Below are 12,213 nucleotides of genomic sequence, written 5' to 3'. Positions count from 1 at the left end.
TCACGTTCATTTATAAAACGCGCGGCGAACTTATTTTGTTCAACGATATATAAACTATTCTTAACTTATTTATCTTTTATCGATTCTTGCCATTTCGCGGCATAACTATGAAGAATGGAAGCGATCCCCTCGCCGATCCGGACATAGTCTTCCGTTTTCAGATTAGCCAGCGAAGCACGGATAGACCATTCGGGAGCATCGAAGCCTCCGCCGTTCAACAGGACAAGCGATGTTTCCTGTGCCAGGCGGAACACGACATCGACCGGTTCGTAGTTGGCTTTCAGATATTCGAAGAAGTCGTTTCCATAGAATTTCTTTGCCCATACTTCCATATCTATTTCACTGTAATAACCGGCACGAAGAGGATCATCGAGGAGGGTAAATCCTGAACTTTTCCAAAGGGTGTGCAGGCGTTCGTGAATGATGTCGATCATGCGGGACTGATACAGGTTCTCGGAATCCAGTAAGGAAAAAGAGGCAAACAAAGACATCTGTGTCTGCTGTGGCAGGGAAAGTCCGGATGTATGATTAAGTGCGACCTGACGGCTATCAGCAACCATGCGGTCAATAAACTTCATCTTCGAGGGGTCGAGCATGATACTGCTGTAACGTTTTGCCAATGCTTCTTTCTTATCATCAGGCAATGCGGCAATCATACGGTCATAGATGTTATCTTCATGCAAAGAGATGACTGCCAGACGCCAGCCTGTCGCACCGAAATACTTGGAGAAAGAATAAACGCATAATGTATTATCAGGAAGCTCAGCCATCAGGGAACGGAAACCATGTACATAAGTGGCATATACATCGTCGGTAATAATCATCAGGTTGGGATTATAATTGGTGACAATGTCGACAATACGCTCCGTCAATCCAGGTGTCAAAGCATAAGAAGGCGGATTACTCGGATTGACAATAAAGGCAGCCTTGACAGACGGATCCTTCAATATATCCAGGTCTTTTTCCTGATATTGCCAGGTATGATATCCGTCACCCGTCATTTTCAGCGCATGTATTTCCGTTACATCAAACAGATAACGAGCCTGTTCGGGTATTTCTATATAAGGAGTAAAGACCGGAGCAAACAGGACGATCTTGTCTCCTTTATTCAACAGGAAGTTCTGTTGAAGGGAGTCGAAGATGTAACACATGGCAGCTGTACCGCCCTCGGTGGCAAACAAATCGAATTTACCTTTGGGCGGCTGGTTGTTGCACAATGCCTGATCCAGATAATCACGCACCAACACTTCCGTATATTTCAAAATACGGTCGGGAACAGGATACTGGTCACCGATCACACCTTCTGCCCATTCATGCACCAGGTCGTTTTCATCAACATTCTTTACACGTACCATATAATTATAGGTATCACGTAAAAGTTTGGAACCCGGTGTTCCCTCATGTTTATCAAGAAACTCCCTGAACCGATAGGCGATACTTGGTTTCTGGGGAACGCCGGCAAGACCGACCATACCGTCTTCCAGTTTAACCCCGCGACGGCATTCTTCCAGAGCAAACTGGCCGAGTAAAAAAAAGGCTTCGCGTGGCGTGGTAGCAATCCAGTTCGGGTTGCCACGACCGGCATTCAACATGATGTGGGTACTCTTACGGGCACTCTCATCGGCTAACCGGATCAGTATGTCTTTTAATTCGAACGGACTGATCTCCGACATTTTCTTTTCGTATTCACGGGTGACTACGATTTTATTGTTTTCTTCCATATTATATATTATATGTATGATTATTAATTTCTATTTTTATCAGAATTGAACTATCTTTTTCTATGATTTACATTAACAAGACAATCACCACTCCCCAGATAATCAGTAAGGTGTTACCGACAGCATAAGTAACTGTATATCCTAACGCCGGCGTCTGGCTTTCCACCGCATCTTCTATCGCACCGAGGGCGGCTGTTGTCGTTCGTGCTCCTGAAGTACAACCCAGTGTAATGGCCGGATGGAATTTAAAGAGATAGCGTCCCATCAGGACACCGGCTATCAGCGGAATGGTCGTAGCCAGTGCTCCGATAATGAACAGACTTACGCCTACTTCTTTGAAGCCGGTCACAAAACTCGGTCCGGCCGTAATGCCGACCACGGCAATGAACATATTCAGCCCTACATTATTTAATACCCACAAGGATGGTTCCGGAATACGTCCGAATGTCGGGTGTTTGGAGCGAAGCCATCCGAATACCAGTCCGGCAATCAATGCCCCGCCACTCGTACTCAGGCTGATCGGTATATTTCCAAAATGTACCACCAATGAGCCGATCACGCCACCGATAAAGATCCCCAGACCAACAAAGATCATATCCGTCTGGTTGGTCGGCCGGTCAGCATACCCCAAAGTCGCAGCCGCAGCATTTACCTCCATCTTGGTACCTACCAGTTCGAGCATATCGCCCGGATTAATCTTTGTCGCAGCCAGCACAGGTATATTGACACCCGCACGTTTGATACTTTTAATGCTGACGCCGTGCATCACCTTTTCACTGCGGAGACCGGCTACAGTTATTCCCGAAAACTTCTTACGGGAGATCAGCACAGGCAATGTCTCTGCCGGGAAGTCCAGCAATTCAAGGTCGTTCACTTCGTCTCCGATCCAATCTTCTTCTCCGATCACAAATTCACGGCGACCACTCAACACGACTTCGTTCCCTTTCTGAAGCATCAGGTCCGGCTTCACGTCATATACCACATTATTGATTCGTACGCGTTCTACAAACAGACGACGGCCCTGCCCTTCCAGATAATCTTCCAGCTCCTGTACGGTCTTGCCTGCCCCGAACCAGTCATTACTGATCTTATAAGCGCGGAAAGTGATGGGACGTGCTGCCGGCATAAAACCGGGTTGCTCGCTCTCATCGTCGGTACCCATCTTTGCTTCCAGCTCTTTACAAGCCTTCTTTACCGAAGGCAGTCCGCCCAGCAAACGAGGAGCCACATCGCTCATCAGCCAAGCAGAACCGGCCGTACCGAAAATATAACATACGGCATAAGCTACAGGCATCACATTAATCATGGATGTTTTGTCTGCCGCACTCAACCCGCTCTGGTTGATCGTATCTTCCGCTACTCCCAGCACCGCAGAGATCGTCTGCGAACCAGCCAACAATCCAGCCGCTTCTCCGGCATTGTATCCCATCAGCTTGGCAAGCAAAAAGGGAACAAACAGAGAGAACAAACACATCAGTACGGCAAAAAGCATCTGCGGAAGTCCCTCCTTTTTTAGCCCGCGAAAGAACTGCGGACCAACACTATATCCCACGGCAAAAAGGAACAGAAGAAAGAATACGGATTTAATGGGTGCCCCAATATCGATATGCAACTGTCCGATTAATACACCGACCAGCAATACGCTGGTAACTGTTCCCAAGGAAAATTTACCTATCTTAAATTTACCTATCCAGAAACCGAAAGCCAGTGTCAGAAAGATAGCCAGTTCCGGATAGTGTTTGAGCAAATCAGCAAACCACTCCATATATACAATTATTTGACGTTAATAGTAAGACATATTCCATGTCCGATTTTATTGTGGTAAATGGAACACAATCCATGAGAAAGTTGTTGCGGGAGATTCAATTAAGAGATTATAAAAGCTCCCTTATTTTAAATAAATTTCTATCTTTGTCCCGCTTTGGTGATACGCCAGCCTCCGGTTGTCGTATAAAAGGGAATCCGGTGAGAATCCGGAACAGTGCCCGCTACTGTGAAGCCCGCTATAAAAGGAAAACATGCTTACACCACTGTCCGTGACAAGGATGGGAAGGTCGTTTTCCGGGCAAGTCAGGAAACCTGCCAGACAGACAAATCCGTTCTCCCGGGGCCAGGAGGGCTATTATGAACATAAAACAAATCTCTTTCAATGAAAAAGAAATGTCTGCTGACAGCCTTTCTTGTAGGTTGTTCAATGGGTATGTCTTTTGCACACGGTATGTTGCAGGAGACAGTGACCGATTATATGCTGAAAGCAAAAGGCTATGAAAACTTCCATGTCGGAACGATCGAAGGTTATCCCACTTTCGATACGATGCTTGCCAAGCTCAAAGCCAGCGGTGTAAAGAAAGTCATGCTCATGCCTTTCATGTTCGTTGCCGGCGACCATGTCAACAATGATATAGCAGGCGACTGGAAAAAGGAGCTGGAAGACAACGGTTACGAAGTATCCGTCCTGATGGAAGGTCTGGGACAGAATCCCGACATACAGGACATCTTCATCGAACATGCCCGTTTTGCGGCCAAACACAAAATGGTCGATATCATGGATAAAAAAAAGCAATACGCTGCTGAAAAAGACTGACGGACCAAACGTCCATTATCTGTCACAGAGTCACAAATGAAAACCGGCCTCTTTCCTCATACGGGGAAAGGCCGGTTTTTTATATCAATACATTCTTGAAATTCTAATTTACACAACCAGAACTTTTACATTATTAAAGGAGCAATAACAATAGACATTTTATCTATTATCAACTAATTATTTACCATCTTTACTTGCATTTTTATTTATATCAAAATATATACATAAAATGATATTTTGTATACATAACAAACTGGAACATTGTATTTTTTTTGCATATACATTCACATGGAGTGTAAAACAACAACTAAATCCAAACAAAAACATGAAAAGTACGATTAATAACGCGCCTTCTGAAATACCTAACAGTCAGTCATTACATGCAGGCTTTGATCTTCTCATAAAGCCCGAAGGAATAGATTTAACTGAATCTTACCTATATAATAATATGATTTTCTTCATACTGGACGGATCAGTAAAAATATATTCTCCACATACTCAAACGAAGTCCATTGGCGAACCGCATATGCTCTTTCTTAAAGGGCATGAAAAATACACCTATGAAATTACTCCATGTTCGCAAATTCTTGCGTTCACCTTCGATAGTCTGACTATCGATGAGTTATTTCGTTTCCGGGCTCAATATGACCTGTTACCCGAATCCTCGTTTGAATGGATAGAACTAAAGATAATCGAACCTCTCTACAGCTTTTTAAAACTTCTCATCCAGTATCTGGAGAATAATTATTTGAATTACAACTTATATCTTGCCAAAAGAGAGGAACTGTTCTATCTTCTCAAAACAGTCTACCCCAGTAAAGATTTAGGTCATTTTTTCTATCTGCTGGCCAATCACCCGTCTGAGTTCGAAAAACAGGTAGCGGAAAATTATATGAAAGTAAAGAATGTCAAAGAACTGGCCAATCTGATGGGATATGGGATAAACTCCTTCCGGGTCAAATTCAAAGAAAACTTCGGTATTCCTGCCTACCAGTGGTTACTGAATGAAAAGGCGAAACGGATTTTAAAATGCCTGACAACGGAAGGTGAAGATTTCAAAAGTATAATCGACGATTTCGATTTCAGTTCACATTCTCATTTCTATAAGTTCTGTAAAACACAATTCGGACTTACCCCCGAAGAATTAAAGAAGAAACTAAACAGCTGAAAGAATATCAGATTATATATTTTATATGTGATTTTATATATATTCCCCTTCTGCAGCATAGGCTACCTTTGTATTGTTAAAATACAGATTCTTATTAAATTATGATGACCAAATTGTATGTGTTATTATCCCTTGGTAAGGGTGGGGATAATACTTTTGTTGAGGGGAGAATGTCAACTCCCTTAGTCTGTTATATTCTGTCAGGTGTTATTTTACTTGTTGTGTTACTACGAGTATTTTCCTGGCTGCAATACCTGCAACTCAAACGCAAAGCCCGGAAACGTATTTTTAAGAACAAAACCGTCAAAAGTCTACCGGTACGAAATAAATAGATTATCTTTGTGTCTGCATGATTACAACCGAATGTATCAGAATCAATAACTCAAAGCTATAAATGAGCACAGGTAAAATAATCGTAGCCGGTATCGGACCCGGCAGTGAATCAGACATTACTCCCGCAGTGTTATCTGCCATCCGGCAATCAGACGTTATCGTGGGATACAAATATTACTTCCGGTTCATTGAAAAGATAATCCGTCCCGGAGCCATATGTATCGACTCAGGGATGAAACGGGAGAAGGCACGTGCCGAAGAAGCATATAATTATGCGACCGAAGGCAAAGTAGTAACTGTTATCAGCTCCGGCGATGCCGGCATCTATGGGATGGCCCCGCTTATCTACGAGATGAAACGCGAAAAAGGAAGTGACATCAGCATCGAAGCTTTACCCGGAATCAGTGCCTTCCAGAAGGCAGCCTCCCTGTTGGGTGCCCCGGTAGGACACGACTTCTGCGTGATCTCCCTCTCCGACCTGATGACACCGTGGGAACTGATAGAAAAACGCATCAAAGCCGCCGCTTCGGCAGACTTTATCACCGCCATCTATAATCCCAAAAGTGAAGGCCGCTACTGGCAGCTCTACCGCCTGATCGAAATTTTCCTACAGGAACGCGATCCGCAGACACCGGTCGGCTTTGTCCGCCAGGCAGGACGCGAAGAACAGGAAGTGACGATCACCACACTGGCAGACTTCGACCCGGAACAGGTGGATATGTTCACTGTCATCCTTATCGGCAACTCACAGACCTATCAGTTCGAAAATAAAATGATTACCCCGCGCGGTTATTACGGCGAGATCAAAATGGCCGCTAAGGAAATCGGAATCGGCCAGGACATCATGATCCGTAGTTTCCGCACCATCGAGAAAGAACTGAAAAACCAGGATATTCCGTTAGACAAGAAATGGGCCTTGCTGCATGCCATCCATACAACAGCCGATTTCGATATGGAAAATGTACTGCGGGTAGACGACAATGCCGTTTCTACGCTCTACGAAAAACTAAGCAGCGGCGCAGTCCGTACCATCATCACCGATGTTACCATGGTAGCATCCGGTATCCGCAAAGGAGCTTTGCAACGCATGGGACTCGAAGTGAAATGTTACCTGCAAGACGAGAAAACCGTTGCCCTCGCTGCCGAAAAAGGGATCACCCGCACACAAGCCGGCATACGGATCGCCGTCAGCGAGCATCCGGATGCTCTGTTCGTATTTGGTAATGCCCCGACGGCACTGATGGAACTATGCGACCTGATCCGCAAGGGAAAAGCGACCCCTGCCGGAATCATTGCCGCCCCCGTCGGCTTCGTGCACGTACAAGAATCGAAACATATGGTCAAACCGTTCACCTCCATCCCTAAACTCATCGTTGAAGGACGGAAAGGCGGAAGTAACCTTGCGGCTACACTGACCAACGCTATACTTTGTTACAACGACGCTATTAATTTAAAACCAGGAAGAGACGTATGAGAACACAATTCACCGTCATCGGCATTCCCGATGACCCCAACTACATCAGCAACAACAAGACAATAGTAGATATAATCAACAGCAACACATACTTTTCAGGAGGCAAGCGCCATCATGAGATCGTCATGCCTTTCCTGCCGCCGGATGCTGTATGGATCGATATAAAAGTACCGCTCGACAATGTTTTCGACGAATATGAATACCATCAGAAGATCGTTGTATTCGCTTCGGGCGACCCTTTGTTCTACGGATTCGCTTCAACGATACTTAAACGGATGCCGGAAGCGGAAATAACGCTCCTGCCCTCATTCAATTCATTACAGATGCTTTCGCACGAACTGAAAGTATCGTATGAAGACATGACCATGGTATCCCTCACCGGACGTCCGTGGCATGAACTCGACTGCGCACTGATAGAAAACCGGGGGAAAATCGGAGTATTGACCGACCATGTGCGTACCCCGGCCTCCATCGCCATGCGCCTGCTGAAATACGGTTTCACACAATATAAGATGTATATAGGAGAACATCTAGGCAACCCGGAAAAGCAGCGCATCTCACGCTCGCTTGCCCTGTCGGAAGTGGAAGAATATCCCATCGACAGTCCGAATTGTGTGATACTGCAACGGATGTATAACGATATCACCTACCGTCCGCTGGGCATCCCCGACAAGCTGTTCGAACTGCTCGACGGCAGGGAACGCATGATTACGAAAGCGCCTGTCCGGATACTGGATATGAGCATGCTGATGCTCCCGATGTGCAACCACTTCTGGGATATCGGTTTCTGTACGGGATCAGTTTCTATCGAAGCGAAAAGGCAATACCCCCATCTTCACATCCACGCATTCGAGATCCGCAAGGAATGCTGGAAACTGATGGAAGAAAACAGTTCGAAACTGGGAGCACCGGGTATCGACGTACATATATGTGACTTCATGGAGGAAGACGTTTCCGACCTGCCCGCACCCGATGCCGTATTTATCGGCGGGCATGGAGGCAAGCTGAAAGAGATCGTAGGCAAAGTAGCTCGTTACCTCGCTCCCGACGGCCTGCTGGTATTCAACTCCGTATCCGAAGAGAGTGAAAAGTTATTTATGGAATCGGTTTATGAAGCCGGATTGAAATTAGACGAACCTTTGCATGTAAGTGTCGGCGATTATAACCCGATCACCATACTGAAAGCATTTAAAGAAGCAAAATAGAAGAACGATGAATAAACGATCAGTAGCAATCGTCGTGGTATCGGTCAGCAGTCTGCCGCTGGCACGGCAAATAAAGAAACAATATCCTGATGCTGTGATCTACAGTAAGGAATCGCAGGAAGAGACGGTAGTAATGGAGTCGATCGACACCATTGTCGGAGACCTGTTCCTCAAATCGGACGCGATTATCTTTATCGGGGCAATGGGTATCTGCGTACGCTGCATCGCTCCTTATATAATGGACAAGCATACCGACCCGGCGGTTGTCTGCATCGACAGTACCGGTAAATATATCATCCCGGTCCTCTCCGGCCATATCGGAGGGGCAAACGAGTTAAGCGTCGAACTGGCACAGGTACTCGGAGGTAACGCCATTGTCACCACCCAAAGCGATAATACCGGATTGTGGGCGCTCGATACACTGGGAGAAAAATTCGGCTGGTCTGTCGTAGCTGACGACCTGACGGACAATGAAAATGCGATGAATGCCTGCATTGCCGCCTTCGTCAATAAAAAACCGACAGCCCTTATATTAAATGTACGCGAGAAGGGTACGGAATACCTCGAACACACCTGTCCGGACCATGTCCGTATATTCAATAAGTTCTCTGACATTCCCCTCGACCAGTTCGAGTTGGTGATCACCGTCGGGCCGTTTATCTACGAAGCGGATATCAAGATGGTCTCCTATTTCCCGAAAGTGCTGCACCTGGGTATCGGCTGCCGGAAAGACCTCAAAGGCGATCCTGTCGAGATGCACCAGCATATCATCGCCACTCTGATCGACAACAACCTCTGTCCCGAATCCATTGCCGACATATCCTCCATCGACCTGAAAAAGGACGAAGCGCTCCTGGCCCTGCTGGCCTACGGTATTATGGACTGTCCGTTCAAGACCTACCCGGCAGACGTTCTGAACAAACTCGCTGTCCCCAACCCTTCCGCCAAGGTAAAGGAAGTCACCCAGTCATCGAGCGTGGCGGAAGCCGCGGCGATACAAAGTGCCGGAGGCGGATTCCTGTTGTTGGAGAAACAAAAGGGGCAGCTGGGAGAAAGCAACGATTATACATTTGCCGTGGCAATGGATAAATCCGTACAGCGGCAAGGCCATATCGAAATAGTCGGTGCCGGTCCGGGCGATCCGGAGCTGATCTCGATACGTGGCAGGAGGATGCTCGAAAAGGCAGACCTGATCCTGTACGCCGGCAGCCTCGTCCCAAAAGAACTGACCTATTGTGCGAAACCGGGAGCCACCGTACGCAGTTCGGCAGATATGAACCTGGAAGAGCAGTTCATCCTGATGAAAGAGTTCTACGACAGGGGCAAGTTCGTTGTGCGCCTGCATACCGGCGACCCCTGCATCTACGGGGCGATACAGGAGCAGATGGCTTTCTTTGACCAGTTCCATATGAGTTATCATATCACCCCGGGGATATCCTCTTTTCAGGCTGCCGCTGCCGCTTTGCGCTCACAGTTCACCATCCCGGAAAAGGTACAGACCATCATTCTCACCCGTGGTGAAGGCCGTACGCCGATGCCCGAAAAAGAACAGCTGCACAAATTGGCCGCCAGCCAAAGCACGATGTGCATCTACCTCAGTGCAGGCATAGCGGACAAGGTGCAGGAAGAACTTCTTGAACATTACGCCCCTACCACACCGGTAGCCGCCTGCTATAAACTGACCTGGAAGGACGAACGCATCTACCGCGGAGAGTTGAAAGACCTGGCGAAGATCGTCAAAGAGAACCATCTGACGTTGACCACCCTGCTGGTGGTAGGCGACGCGATTGACAACCGCGAAGGCCTTTCGCGCCTTTATGCCGACGAGTTCAAACACCTGTTTCGTAAATAACCTGTTTCAGAAAAGGCTATGATACTGATATTGGGAGGAACAACGGAGGGACGGGCCAGCGTCCGCATCGCAGACGAAGGAAGTGCGCCTTATTATTATTCGACCAAAGGCGCGCTCCAGGAAATAGAGTGTGCGCATGGCATCCGCCTGACCGGCGGCATGGATACGGCAGCGATGGAAACATGCTGCCGGGAGAAAAACATCCGGTTGCTGGTCGATGCCGCCCATCCCTTCGCCTCGGCCCTGCACCGCACGGTTGCAGAAGTATCCTCCTCCCTCGGGTTGCCGGTGATCCGTTACGAACGGCGTTATCCGCCCCGCGACCCCGATCTGGTCTGGTGCGATAATTACGATGACGCCATTCGTAAACTGGAAGAACACGGTATCCGGCACCTGCTTGCCCTCACCGGGGTAAACACCATCGCCCCGCTACGCCCCTGGTGGGAAAAGCACTCGGCGTGGTTCCGCATTCTTGAACGCGAAGAGTCGCTCATAACCGCCACCCGTCAGGGATTTCCTGCGGACTATCTGTGCTTCTATCAGGATGAAGACGATGCCGGAGCACTGATGGACCGGTTGCAACCAGGTGCCGTTATCACCAAGGAAAGTGGCCGGTCTGGCTATTTCAACGAGAAAGTGGCGGCTGCCCGCAAACGCTCCATCCCTGTATTCGTTGTCAAACGGCCGGCATTGCCCGAAACATTCTACATTGTTTACGGAGAGGACGGATTGCGCAAACAGATCGAACGCCTGCTGCCGGAGTTCTTCCCCCTGCATCACGGCTATACGACCGGAGCCTGTGCCACGGCAGCGGCCAAAGCGGCCCTGACCGCCCTGTTAAGTAAAGAGGAACAAACAGCCGCATCCATCACCCTGCCTTCGGGCGAAATAATCACCTTGCCGGTTACCGCAACCGAATGGGACAGTGACAGTGCAACCTGTTCGGTCATCAAAGATGCCGGCGATGACCCGGATGTCACCAACGGTTCTATGATCGTTGCCAACGTGGCTTTTTCGACAGCCTCCAACGATGCACTTGTCCGTTTCGTCGCTGGTCCGGGAGTAGGCACAGTCACTCTGCCCGGATTAGGGCTGGAAGTCGGAGGTCCCGCCATCAACACGACACCCCGCAAAATGATCACGGATGAATTGGCTGCTGTTTTACAAGCGTTCCGTCAGAACAACCCGGCAGCTAAAAACCTGCCGCCGAGTCCCGGACTAACAGTCACGATCTCCGTTCCCGGCGGAGAAGAACTCGCCACCAGGACATTCAACCCGAAGCTGGGCATCGTTGGCGGCATCTCCATCATCGGGACATCCGGCATCGTACGCCCTTTCTCCGCCGACGCCTTCATCGCCTCTATCCGCAAAGAAGCCGAAGTAGCCAAAGCCATCGGCTGCCGGACACTGGTCATCAATTCAGGAGCCAAAAGTGAACGGTATCTGAAAGCCCGTTACCCAGAATTACCGCCACAGGCTTTCGTACACTACGGAAACTTTATCGGCGAGACATTGAAAATAGCCTCGGCACTCTCCTTCGAGCAAGTTGTCATGGGGATCATGATCGGAAAAGCAGTCAAACTGGCGGAGGGATTTCTGGATACCCACAGCAAGAAAGTAGTCATGAACAAAGACTTCCTGAAGGAAACCGCCCGCGAAGCCGGCTGCCCCGAAGCAGCAGTCCGGCAGATTGAGACAATTACCCTCGCCCGCGAACTCTGGCAGTTATTCCCTTCCGGAGAACAATCATCCTTCTTTTCTCTCCTTTTAAAAAAATGCTATGCACATTGTATCCCGCTCCTTCCCGCGGATAAATTACAGATCGTATTGATTACGGAAGAAGGTCGGATTCGGGAATAAATAAGATTTACCGGAT

The 12,213-nt window shown here is 48.1% G+C and carries 7 protein-coding genes, 1 pseudogene and 1 riboswitch; of the genes and pseudogenes, 6 read left to right on the top strand and 2 right to left on the bottom strand.

All coding sequences use genetic code 11. From position 1 onward, the window contains the following. Window positions 1-65: 65 nt before the first annotated feature. Window positions 66-1,721: a bifunctional aspartate transaminase/aspartate 4-decarboxylase gene (locus K6V26_RS07130; RefSeq protein WP_224264946.1), complete on the bottom strand. Its 1,656-nt coding sequence runs from the start codon at window positions 1,719-1,721 to the stop codon at window positions 66-68. A 67-nt stretch (window positions 1,722-1,788) separates the two neighbouring features. Continuing rightward, window positions 1,789-3,486, bottom strand: a complete 1,698-nt coding sequence (gene aspT / locus K6V26_RS07125; protein WP_007653542.1) for an aspartate-alanine antiporter — start codon at window positions 3,484-3,486, stop codon at window positions 1,789-1,791. A 140-nt stretch (window positions 3,487-3,626) separates the two neighbouring features. Further along, a riboswitch (cobalamin riboswitch) is annotated at window positions 3,627-3,822 on the top strand. 123 nt (window positions 3,823-3,945) lie between these two features. Here aspT and K6V26_RS07120 point away from each other — a divergent pair. The 6 genes and pseudogenes from K6V26_RS07120 to cbiD all read left to right on the top strand — a co-directional run. After that, window positions 3,946-4,305: pseudogene (locus K6V26_RS07120) on the top strand (sirohydrochlorin cobaltochelatase); the annotation flags it as partial. A gap of 325 nt (window positions 4,306-4,630) precedes the next feature. Next, window positions 4,631-5,473 carry an AraC family transcriptional regulator gene (locus tag K6V26_RS07115; protein ID WP_044214490.1) on the top strand — a complete coding sequence of 281 codons (843 nt, stop codon included), beginning with the start codon at window positions 4,631-4,633 and terminating at the stop codon, window positions 5,471-5,473. A gap of 394 nt (window positions 5,474-5,867) precedes the next feature. Continuing rightward, window positions 5,868-7,280 (top strand): precorrin-3B C(17)-methyltransferase, encoded by a 1,413-nt coding sequence (gene cobJ, locus K6V26_RS07110; protein WP_048317829.1) that lies wholly within the window; start codon window positions 5,868-5,870, stop codon window positions 7,278-7,280. Next, entirely contained in the window at window positions 7,277-8,485 is a 1,209-nt protein-coding gene (cbiE, locus tag K6V26_RS07105; RefSeq protein WP_224264945.1) for a precorrin-6y C5,15-methyltransferase (decarboxylating) subunit CbiE, read from the top strand. Before cobJ ends, cbiE begins: the two co-directional genes overlap by 4 nt. Before the next feature lie 7 nt (window positions 8,486-8,492). Then, window positions 8,493-10,337 carry a precorrin-4 C(11)-methyltransferase gene (cobM, locus tag K6V26_RS07100; RefSeq protein WP_048317832.1) on the top strand — a complete coding sequence of 615 codons (1,845 nt, stop codon included), beginning with the start codon at window positions 8,493-8,495 and terminating at the stop codon, window positions 10,335-10,337. Between the two features lie 18 nt (window positions 10,338-10,355). Then, the gene (gene cbiD, locus K6V26_RS07095) at window positions 10,356-12,197 is read left to right on the top strand and encodes a cobalt-precorrin-5B (C(1))-methyltransferase CbiD (protein ID WP_224264944.1); all 1,842 of its coding nucleotides are present in this window, start codon (window positions 10,356-10,358) and stop codon (window positions 12,195-12,197) included. Window positions 12,198-12,213 lie beyond the last annotated feature (16 nt).

The sequence above is a fragment of the Parabacteroides goldsteinii genome, from assembly GCF_020091425.1.
Taxonomy (GTDB): domain Bacteria; phylum Bacteroidota; class Bacteroidia; order Bacteroidales; family Tannerellaceae; genus Parabacteroides; species Parabacteroides goldsteinii.
This window is presented reverse-complemented; position numbering and strand designations above follow the sequence as displayed.